The organism is Thermosulfurimonas sp. F29 (assembly GCF_019688735.1).
Lineage (GTDB): Bacteria > Desulfobacterota > Thermodesulfobacteria > Thermodesulfobacteriales > Thermodesulfobacteriaceae > Thermosulfurimonas_A.
This window is the reverse complement of the sequence record NZ_JAIFYA010000001.1, coordinates 359,129-384,896: the sequence shown is the minus strand read 5'-3', so window position 1 is coordinate 384,896 and position 25,768 is coordinate 359,129. Positions and strand designations below refer to the sequence as shown.

At 58.7% G+C, this 25,768-nt stretch carries 27 protein-coding genes; 21 read left to right on the top strand and 6 right to left on the bottom strand.

Annotation, left to right across the window (positions count from 1 at the left end; genetic code table 11):
* Nucleotides 1-2 precede the first annotated feature (2 nt).
* From trmD to K3767_RS01935, 9 genes are all read left to right on the top strand, one after another.
* Nucleotides 3-1,313 carry a tRNA (guanosine(37)-N1)-methyltransferase TrmD gene (gene trmD, locus K3767_RS12015; RefSeq protein ID WP_255592129.1) on the top strand — a complete coding sequence of 437 codons (1,311 nt, stop codon included), beginning with the start codon at nt 3-5 and terminating at the stop codon, nt 1,311-1,313.
* Nucleotides 1,314-1,380: 67 nt separating this feature from the next.
* A complete protein-coding gene (pyrR, locus tag K3767_RS01970; RefSeq protein ID WP_304941219.1) occupies nt 1,381-1,923 on the top strand; it encodes a bifunctional pyr operon transcriptional regulator/uracil phosphoribosyltransferase PyrR in 543 nt (180 codons plus the stop codon).
* 163 nt (nt 1,924-2,086) lie between these two features.
* Entirely contained in the window at nt 2,087-3,391 is a 1,305-nt protein-coding gene (gene thiC, locus K3767_RS01965; RefSeq protein WP_221172371.1) for a phosphomethylpyrimidine synthase ThiC, read from the top strand.
* Between the two features lie 143 nt (nt 3,392-3,534).
* A complete protein-coding gene (locus K3767_RS01960) occupies nt 3,535-4,128 on the top strand; it encodes a TetR/AcrR family transcriptional regulator (RefSeq protein WP_221171892.1) in 594 nt (197 codons plus the stop codon).
* Complete coding sequence (locus tag K3767_RS01955; protein WP_221171891.1) at nt 4,125-4,499, top strand: hypothetical protein; 375 nt, start codon at nt 4,125-4,127, stop codon at nt 4,497-4,499. Before K3767_RS01960 ends, K3767_RS01955 begins: the two co-directional genes overlap by 4 nt.
* A gap of 12 nt (nt 4,500-4,511) precedes the next feature.
* A complete protein-coding gene (locus K3767_RS01950; protein ID WP_221171890.1) occupies nt 4,512-4,892 on the top strand; it encodes a hypothetical protein in 381 nt (126 codons plus the stop codon).
* 98 nt (nt 4,893-4,990) lie between these two features.
* Complete coding sequence (locus K3767_RS01945) at nt 4,991-5,776, top strand: inositol monophosphatase family protein (protein WP_221171889.1); 786 nt, start codon at nt 4,991-4,993, stop codon at nt 5,774-5,776.
* Nucleotides 5,773-6,270, top strand: coding sequence for an NUDIX hydrolase (locus K3767_RS01940; protein ID WP_221171888.1), 498 nt, complete (start codon nt 5,773-5,775; stop codon nt 6,268-6,270). The genes K3767_RS01945 and K3767_RS01940 overlap by 4 nt, the downstream gene beginning before the upstream one ends.
* Nucleotides 6,224-7,132, top strand: coding sequence for a diguanylate cyclase (locus K3767_RS01935; protein WP_221171887.1), 909 nt, complete (start codon nt 6,224-6,226; stop codon nt 7,130-7,132). Before K3767_RS01940 ends, K3767_RS01935 begins: the two co-directional genes overlap by 47 nt.
* Here the strand turns inward: K3767_RS01935 and K3767_RS01930 are convergent.
* From K3767_RS01930 to K3767_RS01910, 5 genes are all read right to left on the bottom strand, one after another.
* The gene (locus K3767_RS01930) at nt 7,129-9,120 is read right to left on the bottom strand and encodes an RNB domain-containing ribonuclease (RefSeq protein ID WP_221171886.1); all 1,992 of its coding nucleotides are present in this window, start codon (nt 9,118-9,120) and stop codon (nt 7,129-7,131) included. The two genes, K3767_RS01935 and K3767_RS01930, sit on opposite strands and share 4 nt — an antisense overlap.
* 4 nt (nt 9,121-9,124) lie before the next feature.
* Entirely contained in the window at nt 9,125-9,850 is a 726-nt protein-coding gene (hisA, locus tag K3767_RS01925) for a 1-(5-phosphoribosyl)-5-[(5-phosphoribosylamino)methylideneamino]imidazole-4-carboxamide isomerase (RefSeq protein ID WP_221171885.1), read from the bottom strand.
* 13 nt (nt 9,851-9,863) lie between these two features.
* On the bottom strand, nt 9,864-10,505 hold the full coding sequence (locus tag K3767_RS01920; RefSeq protein ID WP_221171884.1) for a hypothetical protein: 642 nt from the start codon (nt 10,503-10,505) through the stop codon (nt 9,864-9,866).
* A gap of 13 nt (nt 10,506-10,518) precedes the next feature.
* Nucleotides 10,519-11,094, bottom strand: coding sequence for an imidazoleglycerol-phosphate dehydratase HisB (hisB, locus tag K3767_RS01915; RefSeq protein ID WP_221171883.1), 576 nt, complete (start codon nt 11,092-11,094; stop codon nt 10,519-10,521).
* A 108-nt stretch (nt 11,095-11,202) separates the two neighbouring features.
* Nucleotides 11,203-12,495: a radical SAM protein gene (locus tag K3767_RS01910; RefSeq protein ID WP_221171882.1), complete on the bottom strand. Its 1,293-nt coding sequence runs from the start codon at nt 12,493-12,495 to the stop codon at nt 11,203-11,205.
* 201 nt (nt 12,496-12,696) lie between these two features.
* Here K3767_RS01910 and K3767_RS01905 point away from each other — a divergent pair, with 201 nt between their 5' ends.
* Together K3767_RS01905 and K3767_RS01900 are read left to right on the top strand one after the other, a co-directional pair.
* Nucleotides 12,697-13,911, top strand: a complete 1,215-nt coding sequence (locus tag K3767_RS01905) for an ammonium transporter (RefSeq protein WP_221171881.1) — start codon at nt 12,697-12,699, stop codon at nt 13,909-13,911.
* A gap of 214 nt (nt 13,912-14,125) precedes the next feature.
* Nucleotides 14,126-15,304, top strand: coding sequence for an ammonium transporter (locus K3767_RS01900; RefSeq protein ID WP_221171880.1), 1,179 nt, complete (start codon nt 14,126-14,128; stop codon nt 15,302-15,304).
* Here the strand turns inward: K3767_RS01900 and K3767_RS01895 are convergent.
* Nucleotides 15,252-16,595 carry a folylpolyglutamate synthase/dihydrofolate synthase family protein gene (locus tag K3767_RS01895; RefSeq protein ID WP_221171879.1) on the bottom strand — a complete coding sequence of 448 codons (1,344 nt, stop codon included), beginning with the start codon at nt 16,593-16,595 and terminating at the stop codon, nt 15,252-15,254. The genes K3767_RS01900 and K3767_RS01895 overlap by 53 nt on opposite strands.
* Nucleotides 16,596-16,708: 113 nt before the next feature.
* Between K3767_RS01895 and K3767_RS01890 the strand changes: the two genes are divergently transcribed.
* From K3767_RS01890 to pstS, 10 genes are read left to right on the top strand one after another with little or no spacing between them, the layout of a single operon-like run.
* Nucleotides 16,709-17,227 carry an isochorismatase family protein gene (locus K3767_RS01890; protein ID WP_221171878.1) on the top strand — a complete coding sequence of 173 codons (519 nt, stop codon included), beginning with the start codon at nt 16,709-16,711 and terminating at the stop codon, nt 17,225-17,227.
* 40 nt (nt 17,228-17,267) lie between these two features.
* On the top strand, nt 17,268-19,253 hold the full coding sequence (gene acs / locus K3767_RS01885) for an acetate--CoA ligase (RefSeq protein ID WP_221171877.1): 1,986 nt from the start codon (nt 17,268-17,270) through the stop codon (nt 19,251-19,253).
* Between the two features lie 60 nt (nt 19,254-19,313).
* On the top strand, nt 19,314-19,712 hold the full coding sequence (locus K3767_RS01880; RefSeq protein ID WP_221171876.1) for a nucleotidyltransferase domain-containing protein: 399 nt from the start codon (nt 19,314-19,316) through the stop codon (nt 19,710-19,712).
* Nucleotides 19,709-20,122 (top strand): DUF86 domain-containing protein, encoded by a 414-nt coding sequence (locus K3767_RS01875; RefSeq protein ID WP_221171875.1) that lies wholly within the window; start codon nt 19,709-19,711, stop codon nt 20,120-20,122. Before K3767_RS01880 ends, K3767_RS01875 begins: the two co-directional genes overlap by 4 nt.
* Nucleotides 20,119-20,841 carry a Sir2 family NAD+-dependent deacetylase gene (cobB, locus tag K3767_RS01870; RefSeq protein ID WP_221171874.1) on the top strand — a complete coding sequence of 241 codons (723 nt, stop codon included), beginning with the start codon at nt 20,119-20,121 and terminating at the stop codon, nt 20,839-20,841. The genes K3767_RS01875 and cobB overlap by 4 nt, the downstream gene beginning before the upstream one ends.
* 10 nt (nt 20,842-20,851) lie before the next feature.
* On the top strand, nt 20,852-21,727 hold the full coding sequence (hslO, locus tag K3767_RS01865) for an Hsp33 family molecular chaperone HslO (protein ID WP_221171873.1): 876 nt from the start codon (nt 20,852-20,854) through the stop codon (nt 21,725-21,727).
* 15 nt (nt 21,728-21,742) lie between these two features.
* Nucleotides 21,743-22,846 carry a serine hydrolase gene (locus tag K3767_RS01860; protein WP_221171872.1) on the top strand — a complete coding sequence of 368 codons (1,104 nt, stop codon included), beginning with the start codon at nt 21,743-21,745 and terminating at the stop codon, nt 22,844-22,846.
* Between the two features lie 31 nt (nt 22,847-22,877).
* Nucleotides 22,878-23,564, top strand: coding sequence for a response regulator transcription factor (locus K3767_RS01855; protein WP_221171871.1), 687 nt, complete (start codon nt 22,878-22,880; stop codon nt 23,562-23,564).
* A gap of 49 nt (nt 23,565-23,613) precedes the next feature.
* Nucleotides 23,614-24,684, top strand: a complete 1,071-nt coding sequence (locus K3767_RS01850) for a sensor histidine kinase KdpD (protein ID WP_221171870.1) — start codon at nt 23,614-23,616, stop codon at nt 24,682-24,684.
* Between the two features lie 28 nt (nt 24,685-24,712).
* On the top strand, nt 24,713-25,762 hold the full coding sequence (gene pstS / locus K3767_RS01845; RefSeq protein ID WP_221171869.1) for a phosphate ABC transporter substrate-binding protein PstS: 1,050 nt from the start codon (nt 24,713-24,715) through the stop codon (nt 25,760-25,762).
* Nucleotides 25,763-25,768: the final 6 nt, after the last annotated feature.

Here is a 25,768-nt window from a genome sequence, read left to right as displayed (position 1 = left end):
AGATGACCTTCGACATCGTCACCATCTTTCCGGAGTATTTCGAGTCTCCCCTCAAAGTGGGCCTCCTCGGTAAGGCCATCGAAAGGGGGCTCATTAAGGTCCGTCTCTACAACCTGAGGGACTTCGCCACGGACAAACACCGCACCGTGGACGACAAGCCCTTCGGCGGCGGCGAGGGCATGCTCTTCAAGCCCGAACCCCTCTATCGTGCTCTTGAGGCCCTGCGCAAAGAGCCCCCTCCGCCCCATGTGGTTTATCTTTCGCCCCAGGGGCGCCGCCTCACCCACGAGGTGGCCCGGGAACTGGCCTCCTGCGAGCGCTTGGTCCTCCTCTGTGGCCGCTACGAGGGGATAGACGAACGCATTCGGGAACACTTCGTGGACGACGAAATCTCCATAGGAGATTATGTGCTCTTCGGGGGGGAGGCCGCGGCCCTGGTGGTCCTCGAAACCGTGGCCCGGCTGGTACCCGGGGTGGTGGGTTGTGAGGACTCCGTGGCCCGGGACTCCTTTGCCGAGGGGCTTCTCAAGTATCCCCAGTACACCCGGCCGCGGGAGTTCAGGGGGCTCAGGGTGCCCGAGGTCCTTCTTTCCGGAAATCACGCGGAGGTGGAAAGGTGGCGGCGCCGGAAGGCCCTGGAGGTGACCCTAGAGCGCCGCCCGGAACTTCTGGGAAAGGCCCGCCTTGGCCCGGAAGACCGGGAGCTTCTTCGTTCCCTAAAAAGGGAGCGGGTCCGCCTTTACCTGGCCCTGGTGCATTATCCGGTGGTGAACAAGGAGGGGCGCAGAATCGCTTCCTCCTTTACCAATCTGGATCTTCACGACATCGCTCGCGTGGCCCGCACCTATGGGGTCCGGGCTTACTATCTGGTGCAGCCCCTTTCCGATCAGAGGAACATCGTGGAGGAACTTCTCCGCTTCTGGCTCTCCGGCCCCGGGGCCAGGCATAATCCCGACCGGGTGGAGGCCCTGAAACTGGTGCGGGTGCGGAAGGGCCTTGAGGAGGTGATCGAGGAGATCGAGGGGGATGAGGGAGAGCGTCCGGTGCTTCTCGCCACGGATGCCCGTCCCGTGCGCTCAACGCTCTCCTGCGGGGAGGCTGCGGAGCTGGTGCGCTCGGGACGCCCGGTGCTTCTCCTTCTGGGAACGGCCTGGGGGCTCGCCCCGGAGGTGCTGGAAAGGGCCGATCACTTTCTGGAACCCATAGGAAGCCTCTTCGGCGACTACAACCACCTTTCCGTGCGTTCGGCGGCCAGTATCATCCTGGATCGTTTGCTCGGCAGCCTTCTGGAGAGTTCGGTGAAAGAGTTCTAATCACAGTTTTCAAAATCTGCTTGTCCCCTCTTGCATAAGTTTGGTCTAAGGTTTTTACTAGAAAATTATGAAGAAGTTAGTTCTGGCTGAAGAAAGGGAGATTGAACGTACGCTTTGGCGCCTCACCCATGAGATTCTGGAACGGTACGGTGGAGCCAGCGATCTTATTCTGATCGGGATACGGACCGGGGGGGTGCCGCTGGCCCGTCGAATTCAAAGGATGATTCAGGAAAAGGAGGGGTTTCAGGTTCCGGTGGGGACGCTGGATATAAGTCTTTATCGAGACGATTGGAGCCGAATTTCCTTCCATCCAGAGGTCAAGGCCACGGAGATTCCGGGCTCCCTGGATGATCTCAATGTTATTCTGGTAGATGATGTAATTTATACCGGGCGTACTGTGCGGGCGGCTCTGGACGCTCTCATGGATTTCGGTCGTCCCAGGAGGGTGGAGCTAGCCGTACTCGTGGATCGGGGGCACCGGGAGCTCCCTATTCAGCCTAATTATGTGGGATTTCATATTCCCACCCGGCCGGAGGAGCATGTAAACGTGCTCCTTAAAGAGGTGGATGGCCGCGACACCATTGTCCTGGAAGTACCCGGCTCTGACTAGTTATCTTTTTCACAAAATTTTCTTAAAGAGGAAGGGATGGGTTTTTTAACGGATTAAGGCAGTCAATTTTCGTGTGTTCTCCTTGCGAAGCCTTCGAAAATTATTTAAAGTTAAGACGAATGGAAGGGGTATTTCGTGAAAAAAGTAACGAGGTTGGACTATGATGACACTGAAGGATAGGGTGGAACGGGGAGAGATTCCTGAGGAGATTCGTCGCGTGGCGGAGGAGGAGGGAGTGGGGCCGGAGGAGCTAGCCCGGGGGGTGGCTTCGGGGCGGGTGGTAGTGCCCTGGAATCGGAAGGTGAGGCTTGCGAAGCCCTGTGCCATAGGTGAGGGGCTGCGCACCAAGATAAACGCCAACCTGGGCACCTCTCGTGACGCTCCGGATCCGGAAAAGGAGCTTGAGAAGCTTCGTGTGGCCCTTTCTGCCGGAGCCGATACGGTAATGGATCTTTCTACCGGAGGGCCTATAGATGAGGTCCGGCGGCTTATACGGGAACACTGTCCGGTCCCCCTGGGCACGGTTCCCATTTATCAGGCCGCAGTGGAGGCGGTGGAGGTCAAGCATAAGTCCATTGTGGAAATGACTGTGGACGAAATTTTTGAGGCCATTCGCCGGCACGCTGAGGATGGTGTGGATTTTATGACCGTTCACTGCGGAATCACACGGGCCGTACTCGAACGTCTGGAAAGGAAGGAAAGAATCCTGGGGGTGGTTTCCCGTGGGGGTTCGTTTATTGTGGAATGGATGATCTATAATCGCCGGGAGAATCCTCTTTACGAGTACTTCGACAGGCTGCTTGAGATTGCGCGGGAGTATGAGGTTACGCTCTCTCTGGGGGATGGAATCCGCCCGGGTTGCCTGGCGGATGCCACGGATGGTCCTCAGATTCAGGAACTCATTGTTCTCGGGGAGCTCACCCAGAGGGCGTGGGAGGCGGGGGTGCAGGTAATGATTGAGGGGCCTGGACATGTGCCGCTTGATCAGATCGAGGCCAATGTCAAGATCGAAAAGCGGCTCTGTCACGGTGCTCCCTTTTATGTATTGGGACCGCTTCCCACGGACATTGCTCCGGGTTATGATCATATTGTAGGGGCTATCGGAGGGGCGCTTGCGGCGGCTGCGGGGGCTGATTTCCTCTGTTATGTGACGCCGGCTGAGCATCTGCGTCTGCCGACGGTGGAGGATGTGCGGGAAGGGGTTATTGCTTCGAAGATCGCGGCCCATGTGGCGGATCTGGTTAAGGGAATTCCCGGGTCTTGGGAAAAAGATCTTGCGATGGCCAGAGCTCGAGCTGCACTGGATTGGGAGGCTCAAATCAGGCTATCCCTTGATCCGGAGAAGGCCCGTCGTTATAGGATGGAGGGTGGGGCCTCAAAGAGTAAGGCCTGCACCATGTGCGGGGAATACTGCGCCATCAAGGTCTTCTCCCGGGCCCGCAGGATCCTTAAAGGACACACCGATTAGTTTACGGTCAGTTAACAGGTATTCTTTTCCCGCTTGATGTCCTCTTGAAATCAGGATCGGATCCTATTTTTCGGGTACTTGCCTGGATGAAAGGATTGTGATATTCTGAAAAAGAGACTGACCGGTCGGTTTGGAGGACAATGATGCGAGGGGAGCGAACCAGAGCTCGTATCCTGGAGGGGGCCCTCCGGCTCTTTCAGGAAAAAGGGATTGCGGAAACCAGCATGGCGGATATCGAGAGGGTTGCAGGGGTAAGCAAGGGGGCTCTTTATTTTCATTTCGCCAGCAAAGAAGAGTTGGCTCTGGCGGTTCTGGCCAAGGCCCGGAATGAGTTTACTGCCTTCCTAAGGGAGGCCTTCTCTCAAGGGCCTCCTCGTCGGGCTTTTGGACATTTTCTTAATATGATTTATCGGAGACTTTCCGAGGGGGATTTCCGAACCGGTTGTCTTTTCGGAAATACCGCCATCGAGGTCGCCAATCGGAAAGGTCCCATACGAGACTTCCTTGAGGATACCTTCCAGGAATGGAGGGAGGCTCTTGCCGATGTATTCAGAAGGGCCCAGGAAAGGGGTTGCCTTTCCCGGAAGATATCTCCGGAGGATATGGCTCTTTTTGTCATCGCTGCCCTGGAGGGGGGGATCCTTCTTGCCCGTCTTAAAAAGGATGGGGGCCCTCTGAGTACGGTTAACCGGATTCTTGAAAACCTTTTACCTTTTGATGAAGGAGGTCAACAATGAAGATGTTCTGGTTGGGTGTGGGAATAGTAATCCTGCTGGTGGCCTGCGGCGGGCGGGGGGTTTATCTCTATGAAAATAAGGATAATCCCTACGGTGGGCCGGATCGTCCCTGGGTCATTATTGGAGCCAAGAAGGCGGGTTCGGCGAGACTGGAAAAGCGTCTGTGTGAGGAAAAGGAGCTTAAAACTATTCTATTCGAGGCCAGGGTCCCGGCCGAACCGTCGGAGAAACTCTTTAAGGCCGCCTGCGGCCCTGAGGCCTCCGCGGAACGCTTTCTGGAAATCTATTACCATCTTCCGGATCCCGTGCGAAAGCGAATTAAAAGAATTTTTGAAAGACACGGCTACAGCCTTAACGATTATGGCTGTTAGAGGGAGGAAACCATGAGAAGGATTTTTGGGTTCTTGTTCGTGGTAGTGGTTCTGATCTCCTGTGCTCCCAAGGCGCTCTACCTTCTGGATGTTCACGAACCGGTCATTCCCCCTGACACCCCTCAGCGTCCCTGGATCATGGTGGGCAGCCGGAAATGGGGTTCGAGCAAACTCTTCCGAAAATTGTGCCTCAAGGGAGAACTGCGTTTGATCCTGCGACAGGCCCATCTTTCTCCCGAGGCCCAGAGGCGTCTTTTCGAGGCCGCCTGTGGGCCCGAGCGTTCCACCGCCGCTTTCGTACGGGCCTATTACGGTCTCCCAGAAGACAAACGCATAGATCTGCGCGAGGTCCTGGAAAACCACGGATATATTTTGAACGAATTTCCCTGCTGAGGTTAGTCCGGAAAGGCCCGCCGGAGGCGGGCCCCTCTTGCAAAGGCTTTCAATCCGGGTATATTGCCGCCCTAAACTGCAATTAAGGGGGGCCGGTAGTGGATCTCGAATTTCTCCTGGAGGTGGCGGAAGAAGCCGCCAGGAGGGCCGGAATATTTCTACGAGAACATTTTACCCAACCTCACCGCATAGGCTACAAGGGTAAAATAGACCTGGTTACCGAGGCCGATCCGGAGGCGGAAAGACTCATCGTGGAGATCCTTCAGACCAGGGCCCCTGACTTTCCCGTCCTGGGGGAAGAGGTGGCCCGCGCTGAGCCACGGGGACTTTACTGGCTGGTGGACCCCCTGGACGGCACCACCAATTACGCGCACGGCTTCCCCTGGTTCGGGGTATCTCTGGCCTTTATGGAGAATAAAGAGCCTCTTGTGGGGGTGGTTTATCATCCCATGCAGGAGGAGATGTTTACCGCAGTCCGGGGGAGGGGGGCCACCCTTAACGGACGCCCGATTCGGGTTTCCGATACTGTACTTCCGGAAAGGGCCCTTCTGGCCACCGGTTTTCCTTATACCATTCATGAGGACCCTCCGGGGGTAATCGAGCTCTTTCGGGCCTTTCTATTACGGGTACGGGGTATACGCCGGGCCGGGGCGGCTTCCCTGGATCTGGCCTATGTAGCCTGCGGGCGCTTCGACGGATTCTGGGAACCCCTGCTTAAGCCCTGGGATACTGCCGCCGGTGTGCTCCTGGTGGAAGAGGCCGGAGGAAGGGTGAGTGACTATCTTGGCGAGCCCTATCACCCCTTTAAAAAACATGTGGTGGCCAGTAACGGAAAAATCCACGATTTTATGGTAGAATTAACCAAGGACTGCCTTCCAGAATGAAGGAATATCTAACCTGTCCCTATTGCGGTCATCGGTTAGAACGCTACCGTAACCCCTTCCCTACCGTGGATCTAATAATTGAGACCGGAGAGGGCATCATTCTGGTGCGCCGGAAGAATCCCCCTTACGGATGGGCCCTTCCCGGGGGCTTTGTGGATTACGGGGAAAGCCTTGAGGAGGCCGCTCGAAGGGAGGCGCTCGAGGAGACCGGTCTGGAGGTGGAATTGCTGTGTCAGTTTTACACCTATTCCCGACCGGACCGGGATCCTCGCTTTCACACCATTACCACGGTCTATGTGGCCCGTGCCCGGGGTGCTCCGCGGGGAGGAGATGATGCCGTGGAAGCCAGGGTCTTCCCTCCGGAGAAGATCCCCTGGAATGATTTAGCTTTCGATCATGCCGAAATTCTTAAAGACTATCTTGGAGTTAAGGATGCTAAAGGAATTGTTGAAAAATCTGCCGCGCAAGCCCAAATTCCTCCTTGTGGACGATGAAGACGATGTGAGGTTCCTGCTCGGAGAGTATCTTACCACCCTCGGACTTCATGTAGAGGAAGCCCGAGAGGGGCAGGAAGCCCTTAAGATCTTTGAGGAAAAAGGACCTTTCGAGGTCTTAATTACCGATCTTGTGATGCCCGGACTGGATGGACTGACTCTCATAAGAGAGGTGAAAAAAAGAAATCCGGATACCATGGTTCTGGCCATGACCGGTTACTCCAGGGACTACGGGTATGTAGATGTGGTGGCCGCCGGTGCCGATGATCTCATCCAGAAACCCTTTATTTTAGAAGAGTTTGAGGCCAGACTGGCTCGGCTTCTCCGGGAATGGAAGCTCAAAGAGGAACTTCGAGCCCTTTCCATTCGGGATGCTCTAACGGATATCTTCAATCGGCGCTATTTCGAGGAGCGTTTGATAGAGGAGACTTATAGGGCCCTTCGTCAGAGGTATTCTCTCTGCCTGTTTATGATTGATGTGGATCACTTCAAGTTTTACAACGACACCAGAGGGCACCAGGATGGAGACATACTGTTAAAGACCCTGGCCGAGATCCTGTGCGGTTGTACCCGGGAAGGAGTGGATCAGTCCTTTCGTTACGGAGGCGATGAGTTTGTGGTTCTTTTACCGCATACCGATATAAAGGGAGCCCTTAAGGTGGCGGAACGCATCCTTAAGTCTTTTCGGGATACGGGGTTTGATCCCACCACCCTTTCCATTGGAATAGCCAAATTGATTCCTCGGGGGGACGCCCGCCGGAGTGCTGACGATCTGGTGCGCAGGGCGGATGAAGCCATGTACCGGGCCAAGAAGGCCGGAGGGGATCGCATTGAAATAGACCCCGAAAGCCTCGGGAGCTAGGCCGGAGCCACCCGGATAATATCTAGTCGGGGATTGATGCGAAGGATCTTGACTCGGATTTCATCCCCTGCTTTAAGACGCAGACCCGGGGAGAGGGGCATTTCCACCGGCAGCATGAAGTCCGGAAGCAACACCCTGGCTCGACGCTCGCCGGCCTCAAGCACCAGGGCCGGCACGGTCCGCCCCTGAAAGTGGAGCCGCAGGTACTTGAGAAGCCAGTAACGATGCGTGCGGGAACGCACCTGGGCGGTCGTGCTCTGCAGATCCTCAAGGTGTACCAGGATCTCCCTCAGGCGATCCTCGTCAAAGGGAGGGGATTCACCGGCCAGAGTCGCGGAGAGCTGATGCTGAACCACCAGATCCATGACCCGGCGAATGGGGGAAGTGACGGTGGTATAGGCCGGGAGCCCCAATCCGTGGTGAAATTCCGGGCTCAAGCCCACCTCGCCGCGTACAAAATAGCGCAGTTGCTGAAAGGCCTTCACCAGATCGTTTTCCTCACCTGTGGCAAGGATCCTCTCCAGGGGTTCTTTCTGGAAGCGATAGAGGGCGGGGATGCCTTTTTCATTTAGAAATCGGGCTGCCACAAAATTGGCCGCAATCATGAATTCCGCCACGAGCAGCCGGGCCGGGGTGAACTCCAGCCGCTCCAGGTGGATCTCTCCGTCCTTCACCCGCAGCACCACCTCGGGAAGGGTAATGGCGAAAGCTCCGGCCCTCCTGCGCATTCCGGAGAAGGCCCAGGCCAGGTGATAAAATTCAGTCCAGAAGGGGTCCCCTTCCTTAATCCGGGCGTCTACCTCCTCATAGGTGAGACGACGGGTCACCCGTACACGACTCAAAAGAATACGGAACCCCCGAATGTCCCCCTCCGGGGAAAAATCGATCAGGAAGGAGACCGCGGGGCGGGTTTCCCCTGCCCGGAGACTTAGCCGATTTTCGGAGAGGTTCGGGGGTAGCATGGGAATGGTGCCCTCCGGGAGATAGAGGGTGAGTCCCCGACGCAGGGCTTCCCTGAAGGTGGCTGAATCAGGGGGGATCAGGGCGGACACATCGGTGATGTGAACCCCCACGCGAAATCCATCGGAAAGCCTTTCAAAATGGAGGGCATCGTCGAAGTCCCGGGTTTCCTCCGCGTCGATGGTGAAAATTTTAATATGGGTGAGATCCTCCCGGGATCGCGGTTTTTCGGTAAGATGCTCGGCCTCGGAAAGCACTTCCTCGGGGAACTCCACCGGGATCCGGAAGCGTAAAATTTCCAGGTTTTCATCCTCATGAAATACGCCAGCCCGCACAAGAAGTCGAAAGGGGGTCTCCGGACCCGTGGCCTTTAGGCGGGCGAGGATTTCCTTGATTTCTTTAGCCCTGGAAGCTTCGTCCCCAAAAAGACAGTAATCCCGCAGGGCCGAGAGGAAATACTCACGAAGTTCCTTCGGGACTTCCGGAGCCTCTTCTCCTTTAATGAGTTTTCCGAAAAAGACTTCTCCTAAGGCCAGACGTTGTAGGCGTTCCTCCTCGCGCTTTTTGGCCAGGAGAAGCCTCTCCACCTCCTCCCGGGGATGCACCGAGATCCGTCCGTCCCGCAACCGAAAGTAGATCTTGTCCTCCAGTACGGCCCTTATGAGGGCGGCTGCTTCATCATCACCGCTTTCCGACCCGAAGTAGATCTCCGCCAGCTCGTAGGGCTCGAAGGATTCGGCCTCCTCCACCACCAGTTCCCACAGGGTGGGAAGCTCTATCTCGACCTTCAGACTCTCCCGGCGACTCTCCGCCCGGGAAAGGATGTTTAGGATCTCGTTGCGGGAAAGTTCCCGGAATCGCTTCCGGGAAAGGAGAAGGGTCTGACCGGACGAAACGGTTTCCTCCTTTCCGGAGGGAAGGAGGACGCGCAGGCGTTTCCCTTTGGTGCCCACCACGAAGGCCGGAAGGATCCGGCCGTGCTGGATCACTTCGACTATCCTTCCGATCACCTCTTTTTCGTTCTCCATGGACTCAGGCCACGACCTCCCTCAAGGCTTCGGCAAGATTTATGGTCCCTTCATAGATGGCCCGTCCCACGATAACCCCGTGAAGTCCCCGGGGCTCAAGACCCCTGAGGCGACGGATATCCTCCAGGGTGGAGACCCCTCCGGCCAGCACCACCGGAAGCTTTACGGTTTCAAGGAGTCTCTCCAGCCTCTCGGTATAGACTCCACGGCCGGTTCCGTCCCTTTCTATCTCGGTAAATATGAGTCCGGCCACTCCGGCGTCTTCCAGTCGCCGGGCCATCTCCAGATAATGAATATCCTCGGCCTCGGTCCAGCCCGAAACCGCCACCCGTTCCCCCCGTACATCAAGGCTCACCAGAATGCGCCCCGGAAAAAGCCGGGCCGCTTCTTTTACCAGTTCAGGATTTCGGCAGGCCACCGTGCCCAGGATAACCTGCGCTACCCCCGAGTCCAGGTAATGTTCTATGGTGGCAAGATCGCGTATACCTCCCCCCACCTCCACCGGAACACTTACTGCCTTGGCCATCCTGACGATAATTTCAAAATGGACCGGGTGTCCCTCTCTGGCTCCGGAAAGATCTACGATGTGAATCTTTTTGGCCCCCTGAGCCGCAAAGACCCGAATCTGCGAGACCGGATCCTCGGCATAAACGGTCTCCCGGGTGTAATCACCTTGATAAAGGCGCACACAGCGTCCGTCCTTGAGATCAATGGCCGGAATGAGCAGCATGACACCTCCTTTTTCAGGGAGTTTTCGGAAAGGGGAAATCCTGAAGTGTCCTTTCCAGACCTCTTCGGGCCAGTTCCTCGGCGGTGAGCCACCGCACCCCCCCGTATAACCGGATCTTGAAGAGATTACGACTCAGAGGTTGCTGGGTCTCGTCGAACCAGCCCTTCCAGAGGATGTGACCGTTTTTCGTATCAAAGAGCACCAGAGCAAAAGCCACCGAGGCCGGGCGTTTCACGGCGTATCCACGCCCTTTTCTTTCACGAAACCGAAAGACCTTTCCATAAAGAAGGGCCTCGGTTCCCAGGACCTTTCCCAGCATCCGCACAATATCAGCGGGGCGAGGTTCGTGTGCTTCGGCCAGAACCTCCTCCCAGATACCCTCAAATTCCCGCCGGGACACGAAGCGGAATCCCGGATGTCCGGAAAGGGCCTCCTGCAGGAGATCGTCCATGATCCGGGGAGCCTCTGGGATAATCTCCCCGGCGACCAGTCCCTGGATCGGGCAGGAGAAGTACTCCCCTTTCCCTCCCGGACACGCCGCCTCAAACGGGAGTACGGCTATGGTATGGACTGAGACGCTGGGAGTGCTTTCCAGAGGACCACGGGTGCATCCTATCAGGATCAATACGGCGAAAAACCACAGTTTCTTTTTCATAAGCCATACTCCCTTAAAGTAATCCTTTTGTGGATCGGGGACCGTCTTCCGTGGCGAGGAGTGCCCTGCGCAGGGCATAGGCCAGGGCCTTAAAAAGGGCCTCGGCCATATGATGGGCGTTTTCCCCGTAAAGAAGCCGGGCATGGAGGGTAAAAACTCCGTTCATGGCCAGGGCCTTAAGAAATTCCGGGATCAATTCCAGATCAAAAAATCCGACCCGCTCCACAGGAAAACGCCCCTCGAAACGAAAAAAGGGCCGCCGAGCGAGATCCACCACCACCTGGGCCAGAGATTCCTCCATGGGAATGGTGGCCTCCCCGTACCGAAGGATCCCTTTCCGTTCCCCCAGGGCTTCAGAGAGGGCTTCTCCTAGGGTGATGCCCACATCTTCCACCGTGTGATGAGCGTCCACATGAAGATCCCCCTTCGCTTCAACGGAAAGTCCCAGGCCACCGTGATAAGAAAAGAGCTCCAGCATGTGATCCAGAAACCCCACTCCAGTACTGATCCTCCCGGGTTTCCCTGAAAGGGCTAGTCTGACCCGTATCGTGGTCTCTCTCGTCTTTCGGGTTCGTTCCACTGTTTCCATAAATTCCCTCCCGGAAAGATATTCTTAAGCTTAAATTTTCCACCATGGTTTGACAATGTTTTTTCCGCTCGTAGAGTCCTGACCTAGAGTCCTGACCGGGGAATATTGTTATCTCAGGTAGGGATTAAAATAGCCGAAGCGAAGTCCCGGGAAGCGTTTTTTTAGGAGTCTAAGGAATTCTTTTAAACCCAGGGATCTTCCGGGAGAGTAATTTATTTCGGTCAGAAACCACAGGGGATCGATGGCAAAGTTGCGGAGTTGAATAAAATCCACCCCCAGGGCCAGGAGATCGCTCAGGGCCTCGAGCTCCTCCTCTTCGTCGGTAAAACCCGGAAAGATGAAGTAGTTCAGGGAGACGAAGCGCCGGTATCTCTTCATGATCCGGATGCTTTCCCGGACCTCCTCGAGTCCCCAGCCCGCGGGCCGGAAGTACGCCCGGTGGTAGTGCTCGCGGGCACTGGCCAGGCTGATCCGGACGCTGTCCAGGCCCGCCCGGGCCAGGCGTTCCAGGTCTTCCGGTCGGCTTCCGTTGGTGTTGAGGTTGACGGTGCCCCGGGGGGTGCTTCCGCGGATCAGGATCAGGGCCTCCTCCACGATCCGGGCCTGAAGCAGAGGTTCCCCCTCACAGCCCTGGCCGAAGGAGACCATGACCGGTCCCGGGCGTTTGAGGTGAGGGACCATGGCTTCAGCGATTTCCCGGGGAGTGGGGACGAAGGTGATCCTCTCCTGAGCCACATGGGGGCCGTCTTCGGGTTGCTCGGAAAGACACCCCAGACACCGGGCGTTGCATCCCGGGGAGACGGGGACGGGGGCCTCGAAGCGTCCTAGGACGAAGTTGCGGGCCGCCGGACAGCGATAGCGCCGGACGCAATTTTCCACCAGGTGTCGGACCAGGCGATTGTGCGGATAACGCCGGAGTATCTCTACAGCGGCCCTATCGATGCGCTCGGGAGAAAACAGCCGGGCCTCCTGGCGGGTGTCCCAGTCGGAACGGAAGGCCGTGGCCCAGAAGCGCCCGCGCCACCAGCCCACGCAGGCGTAAGAATACAGGGGAAGCGGGGGAAGGTCCTCGCGAGCGGGCTCGTACGGGGCGAGGTAGAGCTGGGTGTGGGCCGGGGCCAGAAAGGCCGCCACCGCAAAGGCCGGCTCTCCCGGGCGAAAGGGGTTTTCGTAAAGGACCACCGGGGTGCGGGTCTGCGGATCGAGTCCCACCGGATGGCGATCCGGAAGCACATAGAGGGCGGATCCTTCCGGAAGCGAGATGAAGTCCTCACGATCCGGCAAAAACAGTTCGTATCCCGAAAGCCCCAGGGTCCATAGCCCGGGATGGTCGTAAAGACGCCCCTCCGGATCCGCAAAAAGGAGACGGGGTTGGCCCTCCGGATGAGGATAGACCTTCACCTTTCCTAATATAACCCCGCCTTCCCTCCTTCCCAAGCTTCCAAATCCGTAAAATCGTCTTCCAAGAATTTACATAAATGTAAAAAGATATCCGAAATGCTTTCTTTTTTCAATGCGATAGAGAATGGATACACAAATTTTTCATTTTGGTATGACTGTTGCATGGCATGAAAGGAAACTCTGGGGACAGGAGGTACGAGCATGGTAGGAGCGGATGTCGTTTGGATGTTGGTTTCCACGGCCCTGGTGATGCTGATGACCCCGGGGCTGGCGCTCTTTTACGGAGGGCTGGTGCGGGCCAAGAATGTGCTTTCCGTGTCGCTTCAGGTTTTTATCTGTCTGGGGCTGGTAAGCCTTCTCTGGTTCGTTTACGGCTACAGCCTGGCCTTCGGTCCGGATAGAGCCTCTCTTATAGGGGACCTTTCCTACCTCTTCTTCCGTGGGGTGGGGACGGGCCCGGCTCCGGCGGCTCAGAACATCCCCCACCTGCTCTTTGCGGGCTTTCAGCTCATGTTCGCGGTGATCACCCCGGCCCTCATCACCGGGGCCTTTGCCGAGCGCATGCGTTTCTCCGCTTATCTCATTTTTGTAATATTGTGGTTCACCTTCGTGTACGCCCCCTTGTGTCACTGGGTGTGGGGAGGCGGCTGGCTTGGCAAGATGGGGGCGCTGGATTTTGCCGGGGGCACGGTGATTCACATCGCCTCCGGGGCCTCGGCGCTGGCCGCCGCGCTGGTCGTCGGGCCCAGGCTGGGACATCGCCGGGAGCCCTTCCATCCCCACAACCTGCCGCTCACGCTCCTCGGGGCGGGTCTTCTGTGGTTCGGATGGTTCGGATTTAACGCCGGAAGCGCGCTGGCGGCAAACGCCGTGGCCGTTCAGGCCTTCATGAATACGCAGATGGCCGCGGGGCTGGCGGCGCTTTCCTGGATGCTGGCCGAGTGGGTCTTCCAGGGGGCTCCCACCACCCTGGGGGCGGCCTCTGGAGCCGTAGCCGGTCTGGTGGCCATAACCCCGGCGGCGGGGTTCGTGCCCCTGTGGGCCTCGGTGATCATAGGTGCTCTGGCCGGAGTGATTTGTTACGGAGCGGTTCTTTTCAAGAATCGCCTGGGTTACGACGACGCCCTGGATGTGGTGGGCGTGCACGGCGTGGGAGGATTCTGGGGGGCCCTGGCCACCGGTCTTTTCGCCTCCAGGGCCGTAAACCCCGCCGGGGCCGACGGGCTGGTCTTCGGAAACCTCCACCAGTTCGGGATCCAGTTTCTGGGTGCCGCCACCGGGGCTCTCTTCTGCTTCGTCCTCTCCTGGATCCTCTTCAAGCTCGTGGATGCCGTAATAGGACTGCGCGTGGATCGGGAAGAGGAAGTCCAGGGCCTTGATATCACCCTCCACCGTGAAACCGGATACAGTTTCTAACATTTTGGTAAATCATGAGGGAGGCATACGGTCTCAAGGGAAAAGAGAGATTCCTAAGGGAGGTGTCCGGGTAGCAGCTTAACTAAAATGTAAGGAATGAAATTCCGTGCCCAGGGGGTCGGGTCCTCCCTCCCGCTGAAAGTAAACCCATGACGGAGTCGGCCTCCTGGCACGGATCTTGTTATTCTGCCGCAAAAAAGCGGGAGGGAGGATTATGGTCAATTACACCGATACGCTTTTTCTGCTGATGTCCGCGGCTCTGGTGCTTTTGATGACTCCGGCTCTGGCGGTTTTTTACGGGGGACTCGTTCGACGCAAGAATGTCCTCTCCATCATTATTCAAAGCCTCATCATGATTTCCCTGGTCACCCTGGAGTGGATCTATGTGGGCTACAGTCTTTCCTTCGGACCGGACCTTCACGGGATCATAGGGAGCCTTAAGCACCTGGCCCTAAGGGGAGTGGGATTTTCTCCCAGTCCCGACTACGCCTCCACGGTGCCGGCTCTGGTTTTCATGATCTATCAGTGCATGTTTGCGGTAATCACCCCGGCCCTCATCACCGGGGCCTTTGCCGAGCGCACCCGGTTTTCGGCCTTCGTGCTCTTCAGTCTTCTCTGGGCTCTTCTGGTCTACAATCCCCTCTGCCACTGGATCTGGGGCGGGGGCTGGCTTTCGAAACTGGGGGTGCTCGATTTTGCCGGGGGGCTGGTGGTGCACGCCAGCTGCGGAATGGCGGCCCTGGTGATGGCCCTGGTGGTGGGCAAGCGCAAGGGGGCCCATCAGGAACCCTTCATCCCCCACAATCTTCCCCTTACGGTGGTCGGCACGGGACTTCTGTGGTTCGGCTGGTTCGGGTTCAACGCCGGTAGCGCTCTTGCGGTGAACAACACCGCGGTGCAGGCCTTCATCAACACCCATGTGGCGGCGGCCACGGCCATGCTGGCCTGGGTGCTGGTGGAATGGCTCAAGCAGGGCAAGCCCACCACCCTGGGGGCCTGCAGTGGAGCCATCGCCGGGCTGGCCACCATCACCCCGGCGGCGGGGTTCGTGGGAACCCACGCCGCGGTGCTGATCGGGGCCCTGGCCGGAGTGGTGTGCTATCTGGCGGTTCTTGCCAAAAACAGCCTGGGCTACGACGATGCCCTGGATGTGGTGGGCATCCACGGCGTGGGAGGCATCCTGGGCACCCTGGCCGCCGGAGCCCTTTCCGCTCAGGTAAAGTTTTCCGCTCAGGTGATCGGTGTTTTGGCCACGGTGGTTTACACCCTGGTGGCCACCTTCATCCTGGCCAAGGTGGTGGATCTTATCGTGGGGCTTCGCGTGGACGAGGAGAGTGAATTTACCGGTCTAGACATTTCCGAACACGGTGAAGAGGGATACGTATTCGGATAACCTTGGGGGAGGGGAGGCTTTCCTCCCCTCCCTTAAGGATTTTTCTTATTGCTCCTACGAGATAAAGGGATCCGGTTACTACCACGGGAGATCCTTCTTTAAGAGCCTTTTTCAGGGCTTCTTCCGGTGTCTGACAGAAATCAATCCCGGGGTAATCCTTCTGACTTATATGTCTTTTCCAGTCTGCAAGACTTACGGGATGCCGAGGACCCGGGGGTTCACAGATCAGGATTTTTTCTGCTCCGCGAGCCAGTTTCTGTAACATGTAGAGATAGGGCTTTTCTCCTCCCTCGTTGGTGGCTCCAAAAACAAGGCAATACTTGTGAATATCCATCTGTTTGAGCGAAGAAAGAAGGGCCTCCACGCCTTCCTCGTTGTGGGCGCCGTCGAGGATTATCCCTGATCCCAGGGGGAAATACTCGAAACGCCCGGGCCATACCACCCCTTCCAGACCCCGGCGTATCAAATCCTCCCGAAAGGGGAACCCGTTTTCTTCCAGGAGTTCCATGACGGCTAGAGCCATTCCCAGATTGTATTTCTGGAAAGTACCTCTCAGCGAAAGAGTTAAATTGCGGAGGGTCCTCCGAAGACCTCGATAAAGTAATCTCTTTCCGGTTTTTCTAACCCGGAAGTCGTGCCCCCAGAGATAGGTGGGACTTTTTACATTGATGGCCTTGGCCAGAATAACTTTTCGAGCTTCCGGGGGGACCTTTCCTATCACCGCCGGGACCCCGGACTTTATAATACCGGCTTTCTCGAAGGCTATCTGCCAGAGATTGTTGCCTAAATAGGCGGTATGATCCCGGGCCACCGAAGTGATAACCGAGACCAGGGGGCGGCACACATTGGTGGCGTCAAGGCGCCCTCCCATACCGCACTCGATCACGGCGAAATCCACCTTTTCCTCGGCAAAGTAAAGAAAGGCCGCGGCAGTGGTAATCTCGAAGTAAGTGACCGGAAGATCAAGGGCTTCCACCTTGCGCCGCACCCGGGTAAGGACTTCCGCCAGGCGTTCCGGGGGTATTTCCCGTCCGTCGATGCGGAAACGCTCGGTAACCGAGACCAGGTGGGGCGAGGTGTAAAGGCCGGTGCGCAGACCGTGAGCGGAAAGTATGGCGGAAAGAATGGCCGCCGTGGAGCCTTTGCCGTTGGTGCCAGCCAAGTGTACACAGGGATAGCATTTCTCTGGGTGCCCCAGGGCCTCAAGAAGCCGGGAAATCCTGGCAAGCCCGGGCTTGATCCCGTGAAATTGGTGCTGCTCTAGCCAGGTCAACGCCTCTTCGAAATTCATGACACCCCACTTATTTTTGTGCAAATTAACACATTCGTAAATTTTTGCAAACTTTCAACCACATGTTAAAGTATCAGCATATGTTTATGCAGACGAAAGACAGCCTATTACTGGTGATAGATCCTCAGGAAACTCTTCTCAGAGTGGTGCAGGATCGGGATCGGGTGGTTCGTAATATTTCCTTACTGATAGAAGCTGCCCAGATCTTCGATGTTCCTATAGTGGCAACTACCCAATACCGGGAAAAGCTCGGGACCTATCCTCGGGAAATAATAGAAAGACTTAAGGACCTTCCCCTCCTGGACAAAATGGAATTCAGTGCCCTCCGGAACCCTCAAATCAGAAGGGCGGTGAGTGAGAAGGGACGCTCCAGCCTGATCATCTGCGGAGTGGAAACCCATATATGCGTGTACCAGACCGCCCTTTCGGCTCTGGAGGAGGGATATCGCCCGGTGGTGGTAATAGACGCCACTTCTTCCCGGAACCGGGAAAACTTCTACTGGGGTGCCTCCAGGTTGAGGGATCTCGGTATAGCGGTGGTTTCCACGGAGATGCTGGTCTATGAATGGCTGGAACGGGCGGGGACTTCTGAATTTAGGGCCCTTTTGCCGAGCCTGAAGGACTCTTCCTAAAGACAAAATTAAAGAGAACCCCAATTCAAGGAGGTGCGTCATGGAAAAGAAGAATCGTATAGAGGCGGTCCTGAAGGAGGAGCGCGTATTCTATCCCCCCCAGGCCGGGAAGGACCGGGCTTACATCTCCTCCAGGTACGAGTATGAGGAAATTTACGAATACTCTATTAGGGACCCCGAGGGCTTCTGGAGCGAACGAGCCAAGGAACTCATCACCTGGTTCAGGCTCTGGGATCGGACCTGCTACTGGGACTTCAACAAACCCGAAATCCGCTGGTTTGAGGGTGGAAAGCTCAACGCCTGCTACAACTGCCTGGATCGGCACCTCGAGGGCCCCAATCGGAACAAGGCGGCCATCATCTGGCAGGGTGAGCCCGACGAGGAAGTCCGGGTCTACACCTACCAGATGCTTCACCGGGAGGTTTGCCGCTTTGCCAATGTGCTCAGGAAACTCGGGGTCAAGAAAGGTGATCGTGTTTCCATTTATCTTCCCATGATCCCGGAACTTCCCATCGTTATGCTGGCCTGCGCCCGGATCGGCGCCATCCATTCCGTGGTTTTCGGCGGGTTTTCGGCCGAGGCGCTCAAGACCCGTATCCAGGACTGTGAGGCCAAGATCCTGATCACCGCGGACGGCTACTGGCGAGCCGGCAAGAAGGTGGAAGCCAAGAAGAACGCCGACGAGGCCTTGAAGGACTGCCCCTCGGTGGAAAAGTGCATCGTGGTCCGGCGCCTGGGGATCGACATTAACTGGGTGGAAGGCCGAGACATATGGTACCACGAAGCCATTAACGATCCGGAGATTTCCGACTGGTGCGAATGTGAGGAGATGGACGCCGAGGACATTCTTTTCATCCTCTATACCTCCGGCTCCACCGGGAAACCCAAGGGGGTCTTTCATACCACCGGTGGTTACCTGGTCTATGTAGCCCATACCCTCCAGTGGGTCTTCGATCTTAAGCCGGAGGACATCTTCTGGTGCACCGCCGATATCGGCTGGATCACCGGGCACTCCTACATTGTTTACGGTCCTCTGGCCCTGGGGGCCACGGAGATCATGTACGAGGGAGTGCCCACCTATCCTCATCCGGGCCGCTTCTGGGAATTGGTACAGAAGTTCAGGGTCACCCTCTTCTACACCGCGCCCACGGTTATTCGGGCCCTGATGCGGGCCGGAGACGAGTGGCCCAAAAAGTACGATCTTTCGAGCCTGCGGATCCTGGGCTCGGTGGGAGAACCCATTAATCCCGAGGCCTGGCTGTGGTATCACCAGAATGTGGGCCGTGGCCGGTGCCCCATCGTGGACACCTGGTGGCAGACCGAAACCGGCGGGTTCCTGATCTCGCCGCTGCCCTACGCCATCCCGCAGAAGCCGGGTTCGGCCACCGTGCCCCTTCCGGGGATCGAGCCCGTGATCCTGCGCGACGACGGAACTGAGGCCGGGGTCAACGAGGGTGGGCACCTCTGTTTTAAACGGGCCTGGCCGGGGATGCTCCGGGGGGTGTGGGGAAATCCTCAACGCTTTAAGGAGGTCTATTTCAGCCGATTCCCCGGCTATTATTACAGCGGCGACGGGGCTCGTAGAGATGAGGACGGCTATATCTGGATCATCGGGCGTCTCGACGATGTGATCAATGTCTCCGGGCACCGTCTCGGGACCATGGAGCTTGAAAGCGCGCTCGTGGCCCATCCCGCGGTGGCCGAGGCCGCGGTGATCGGGGTGCCCCACGAGGTCAAGGGCGAGACCATCTACGCCTTCGTAATCCTGCGCGAAGGCTACGAGCCCTCGGAGGATCTTGAGAAGGAGCTCAAACAGCATGTCCGCAAGGTCATCGGGCCCATCGCCACGCCGGAGTTCATACAGTTCGTTTCCGGGCTTCCCAAGACCAGGAGCGGGAAGATCATGCGCCGCATCCTGCGTAAGATCGCCACCGGCCAGTACGAGGACCTGGGAGACACCTCCACGCTCGCCGACCCCTCGGTGGTGGAGGAACTCATCCGCACCCGCAAGGCCATGGAGAAATAGCCTTTTCCTGCTGTCTCCCCCGGCCCGAAGGGGGTATACTAAAAGGGCCGGGGGTTTTCCATGAAAAAGGACGGAGGACCCGGCCGGGAAGAGATTCGGGACCGAGTTTCCGAGGTGTGGGAAGACTTCCCGGAGGTCAGGTTTGCCTATCTTTTCGGTTCGCGGGCCGAAGGCAAGGCCGGGCCCCTGAGCGATGTTGATATTGCGGTCTATCTCGAGCCTTACACTCACTCCCGGTTCCTGGAACTTTACGCCGCCCTCAGTCGGGCCCTGAAGCTGGACCATCTGGACCTCCTGGTGCTGAACCGAACCCACAACCTGATCCTCCTCGAGGAGATCATCCGCCACGGTCTCCTGCTCTTTGAGAGGGACCCGGATCTGCGCATGGATTTCGAACTCGAAACCCTGCATCTCGCCCTGGACTTCCGGGAAAGAAGGAAAAGGATCTTTGGAATATGAGGGATCGTGAGCGCCTCCTCAAAAAGATGGAATCCGTGGAAAACTATCTGCGCATTCTGGAAGAGATAAAGGAGGACTGTCTCGAAAAATTTGACCGGGATCCCATCTATCGGGGAGCCCTTCTTCACTATCTTTATTTCACGGCGGACAGTTGCATTGCTCTGGCCCAGATGATGGTCCGGTGGAAGGGCCTGGGAATTCCCCAGTCCTATCAGGAGGCCATAGAAATGCTCGGCGACCGGGGGGTCCTCGAGACCGGTTTTGCCTACGAGTTCGCCCGGATAGCCGGGTTGCGTAGCCTTCTGGCTCACGGGTACGAAAAAGTAAAGAAGGATCTGGTTTGTGAGGAGATCCTTCCCCGTATGGAAGAGGTGAGGACCTATCTTGAGGCCCTGAGGAGACACCTGTGAGGCGGCTGGTTATTCTTACCGGGGCGGGTATTTCCGCTGAGTCCGGGATACCAACCTTTCGGGATCCCGGTGGGGTCTGGGAGAAGTACGATCTCGAGCAGGTGGCCACCCCCGAGGGGTTTCGGCGAAATCCGGACCTAGTGCACGAATTTTACAACGCCCGGCGCCGGGACCTCCTTCGGGTGGAGCCCAACGCGGCTCACCTGGCCCTCGCCGAACTGGAAAGAAGCTGGCCCGGGGAGTTTCTCCTGGTTACCCAGAATGTGGACGACCTTCACGAACGGGCCGGAAGCCGACGGGTGATTCACATTCACGGGGAGTTGCTCAAGGTCCGCTGTGAGGTGTGCGGGCGCGTCTTTCGCGAAACCGGAAAGATCTTCACCCGCACCCCCTGTCCGTTCTGCGGGAAGCCCGGGGGGCTAAGGCCCCATGTGGTCTGGTTCGGGGAGACCCCGTTTCACTTGGAGGAGGTTTACGAGGCCCTCATCCGATGTGAACTTTTCGTGGCCATCGGGACTTCGGGGACGGTGTATCCGGCGGCGGGGTTCGTGGAGGTGGCCCGCAGGGCCGGGGCCCATTGCGTGGAACTGAACCTGAAACCCGCGGAAAACGCCCACCTCTTCCACGAGCACCGCTACGGACCGGCCACCCGGGTGGTGCCCGAATGGGTGCGCGAGGTGCTTGAGGAATCGCTCAGCGGAAGCGGGAAGGCTCTTTGAGGGGGACGAGATGGCCTATGTGGTGAGAGGACTGGCCCGGGAGGGAAGTTTCCGGGTCTTTGCCGTGGAGTGTCGGGAGGTGGTGGAGGAGGTTCGGCGGCTCCAGGGGCTTTCACCCACGGCAACGGCGGCTCTGGGGCGGGCGCTTGCAGGGGCGGCGCTGCTAGCCGCGGATCTAAAGGCCGGCCGCGTCATGCTCCAGATAAACGGAGGCGGCCCCTTGGGGGAGATCCTGGCCGAGGGCGATGCCGAGGGTAACCTCCGGGGCACCGTCCAGCATCCTCAGGTGCACCTCGAACCGCGGGGAGGCAAACTGGCCGTGGGAGCCGCGGTGGGCAAAAACGGTTTCCTATCCGTGACCCGGGATCTGGGCCTTAAGGAACCCTACCAGGGGTCGGTGGCCCTCGTTTCCGGGGAGATTGCCCAGGATCTCGCTTACTACCTCACCGTCTCGGAGCAGATCCCCTCGGCGGTGGCCCTGGGAGTGCTGGTGGATGTGGACGGCTCGGTAAGGGAGGCCGGAGGTTTTCTGGTGCAGCGCATGCCCGCCGCCGGACCAGAGGACATCGCCGCTGCGGAAGAGGCCCTCTCGGCCCTGGCTCCGGTGACGGAACTCCTCGCGCAGGGATTATCCCCGGAGGAGATCCTGGAGAGGATCTTCCCCGGACGAATTGAGATCCTGGAAAAGCGTCCGCTGACCTATCGGTGCCGGTGTTCCCGGGAGAGGGTGGAGGCCGCTCTGGTCGCCCTGGGGCGGGAAGAGCTTTCCGCCCTCGTCGCCAGGAACGAACCGGCTCGGGTCACCTGTCACTTCTGCCATCGGGAATACGAAATACCTCTCGAGGACCTTAGACGCCTCCTTCGGGATCTGGAAAAACTTCACTAAAAGAGCTTATCAAGCATGGGCCGGTTGCGCGTGCGTTTGGGGCGGATATGGGCTCTCCTCCGGGAGGGTGTGGAAAGAGGGGTCTTTCCCGGGGCGGTGGCCGCGATATTTCTTCCGGGAAGCCTCTATCTCTCCGCCGCGGGCTGGCGAGCCCTCTATTCCCACCGGGAACCCAACGATACGGAAACCCTCTACGATCTCGCCTCCCTCACCAAGCCGCTGGCCACCACGCTGGCCCTTATGAAGCTCCGCGCCGAGGGAAGAATCTCCCTCTCCGCCCCCCTTAAGTGTTTTTTCCCGGAGGAATTCTTCGGAAACGATACCTTCCGGGAGATTAGCCTGCGAGAGGTCCTTTCCCACGGGGCCGGGTTTCCCGCCTGGCGTCCTTACTTCCGGAAGCTTCAGGAACGCCCGCTCCGGGAAAGACGGGAGGCCCTGGTCCGTCTCATACTTTCCGAAACCCAGGCCTACCAGCCCGGCGAAAGAGAGCTTTACAGCGATCTGGGGTTCTTCCTGCTGGGGGAGGTGATCGTCCGCATCACCCGCACGCCCCTCGAGCGCTATGTCGAAAATGTTTACGGGGAACTCGGCATCCCCGAGCTCCTCTTCCGGCCTCTCCACAAAGGGATCCCCCGGGAGAGGATCGCCCCCACGGAATTCCTTCCCTCCGCGGGAGTCTTTCTCAGGGGAGAGGTCCACGACGAAAACACCCGGGCCCTGGGCGGGGTCTCCGGGACGGCGGGGCTTTTCGGGACCGCGCGGGGGGTAGCCCGTCTCCTGAGTGTTTTTCTGGAGGTCTGGCAGGGCGGGAAGAGAGGGTTCCTCACCCGGGAACTTCTGGAGGAGTTCTGGTGTTTCCGGCGTCCCGGGGGAACCTGGGCCCTGGGATTCGACCGCCCCTCCCCCACCGGCTCAAGCGCCGGCCCTCTCTTTCCCCGCCGGGCTCTGGGCCACCTGGGGTATACCGGATGCGCCTTCTGGCTGGTCCCCGAGGAGGGCTGGGGGGCGGTGCTCCTTACCAACCGGGTGCATCCCTCCCGCGAGAATCGCCGGATCCGTTCCTTCCGTCCCCGGTTCTTCTCCGAGGTGGCGATCCGGATGAGGAGGGGGACGCCTTGACAGGCCCCTCATTTTTTCTAGCTTGAAGGATATGGAACCGGGGCTTCGGGTCCTCATCGTGGAAGACGAGCCCGATGTGGCGGAACTCGAGCGTCGGGCCTTCGAAAAGGAAGGGTTCCGGGTGGAAACGGTGGAGAGAGCAAGCCTGGCTCTCGAAAGGCTCGAACGCAGGCCCCCGGATCTGGTTATCCTGGACCTCATGCTTCCGGATCTCGACGGTCTCGAGGTGCTCAAGTTTCTGCGTTTTCGCAAGGAACTCACCCGGGTTCCGGTCATCGTGGTCTCGGCCCGGGGAGAGGAGGTGGATCGGGTCCTGGGCTTTGAACTCGGGGCCGACGATTATGTGGTGAAACCCTTCAGCCCCCGCGAACTGGTGCTCCGGGCCCGGGCGGTGCTGAAACGCCTGCGTTCCCGTGAGGAACCCGCGGTCGTCCGCTACGGTCCCATCGTGCTTTACGAGGAGGAGTTCCGGGTGGAGGTGGAGGGCCGGGAGGTAAAACTCACGCCCATGGAATTCAGGTTGCTCGCCACCCTCATCTCCTCCCCCGGAAGGGTCTTTTCCCGGGAGGTGTTGCTCGACAAGGTCTGGGGATACCAATACGAGGGGTACGCGCGCACGGTGGATACCCACATAAAACGCCTGCGCAAGAAACTGGGACCTGCCGGAGAGCTTATCGAGACCGTATGGGGGGTGGGCTACCGGGCGAGGGTCCTCTGAGGCCCCGGGGGTCCTCGTCCCGGGCGGTGGTCCCCCTGCGTGAGGCGAGATGATCTCGCTTTTCAGACGAAAAAAGGCCGTCCCTCCTCCGGCGCCGCCGGAAAGGGAGGAGGTGCCCCGGAGCTTCGCGGAGGCCACGGCGTTTGAGGACCTCCCCTGGCCGCTTGCGGCCGTGGACCAGAGGCGACGCGTGGTGGCGGTCTCGAAGGCCATGCGCGTCTTCTTCCCCGCTCCGGAGCCGCAGAATCTTCTGGAACTTCCCTTTCCCGGTCTGGTGGAATTCCACGAGAGAGTCTTTCGGGAAGGGAGGGCCCGGGTGGAATTCGAATGGCAGGGGCGCTGGTGGCGTCTTGAGGGAGAGAGGATCCGGGAGGACCGGGCGGTCATCCGGCTTATCGAAATAACCAGGGAGGTCCGCCTTTCGGAGAAAAATCGCCTGCTCTCCGCCACCCTGGCCCACGAGTTTCGCACCCCCCTTACCGCCATAAGGGGCTACGCCGAGGCCCTGGAGGAATACCTGCCGGAGCAGGAGTTCCCCCGGAAGGCCCTTTCGGCCATTCTTTCGCACACCGAGAGGCTTTCCCGTCTGGTGCGGGACCTCCTTCTCCTTTCCTCGCTTGAGACAGGACTCGAACCGCGCCTGGAGCCCCTCAAAACCGGAGAGGTAGCCGATTCCGTGGCCTCCCTGCTGGCCCCCCTTCTGGAAAAGAAACGGCTCAGGCTGGAGGTGGAGGGCCCCAGGGATGTCGTCTTTCGTGCCGATCCGGACTACCTGATTCAGGCCCTGGTCAAGGTGCTGGAAAACGCCGTGCGTTTCTCTCCGGAAGGAGGAAGCATCCGGCTGGAAATAGAGAGGGAGGGGACGGAGGTGGTCTTTCGCGTTCGGGACGAGGGGCCGGGGATCTCCGAGGACCTTCGCGAGCGCATTTTCGAGCCCTTTTTCCGGGAGGGGCCCGGGAGGGGCCTGGGGCTGGGTCTGGCCCTGGCCCGGCGTATCGCCGAGGCCCACGGAGGGACTCTCTCGGCCGAGGCTTCACCCCGGGGGGCGGTGATGGTCTTCCGTTTTCCCGCAAATGTCCCCGGGGATTCACAGAAAGTTCACAATCCCGGGGGAAGATGAGACCAAACCACCGAGACGGAGGGCGGACATGAAAAAGTGGCTGATAGGGTTCCTGGGTTTTCTGTGGCTTGCCGGAGGGGCGTTTGCGGGAAGGATAACCCTTCTCGGGGCCGGGGCGACCTTTCCCTACCCGCTTTATTCCAAGTGGTTCCATGTATATTACCAGAAGACCGGCGTGCGGGTGAACTACCAGTCCATCGGTTCCGGAGGGGGGATTCGCCAGATCCTGGCCCGGACGGTGGACTTCGGGGCCACCGACGCCCCCATGAGCGATGAGGAGCTGGCCAAGGCCCCGGCGAAGATCCTTCACCTTCCCATGGCCATAGGGGCGGTGGTGATCGCCTACAACCTCCCCGGGGTGCCCTCCGGACTGAGGCTCACCCCGGAGGTGCTGGCAGACATCTTCCTGGGAAAGATCCGCAAGTGGAACGATCCCCGGATCGTCAAACTCAATCCGGACCTCAAGCTCCCCGCACTTCCCATCATGGTGATTCATCGTTCCGACGGCTCCGGCACCACCTTCAACTTTACCTATTACCTTTCGCGGGTGAGTCCGGAGTGGCGCAGGCGCGTGGGCTACGGCAAGGCCGTGCGCTGGCCCACCGGAATCGGGGGGAAGGGCAACGAGGGGGTTACCGGTTATCTGAAGCAGTTCCCCGGGGCCATAGGATACATAGAACTGGCCTATGCCCACCAGAACAGGCTGGCGGTGGCGGCCCTGCGCAATCGGGCCGGCAAATTCGTTCTCCCCACCCTGGAGAGCGTTTCCGCCGCGGCCAGAACCAGGATCCCCCCGGACACCAGGACCCTTATCGTGGACACCGATGCCCCGGACGGGTATCCCCTTTCGGCCATGACCTGGATCCTGGTCTATCAGGAACAGGCCTACGGCGGGCGTTCCTTTGAACGAGCCCGGGCCCTGGTGGAGCTCCTGTGGTGGTGCGTGCACGAGGCCCAGAATTACAACGAAAGCCTTCTCTACGCCCGGCTTCCGGAAAATGTGGTGCGCATAAACGAAAGGCTCCTGCGTTCCATTACCTATAAAGGGAAACCCGTTCTTCCTCCTGGTAAAAAATAGGATCCG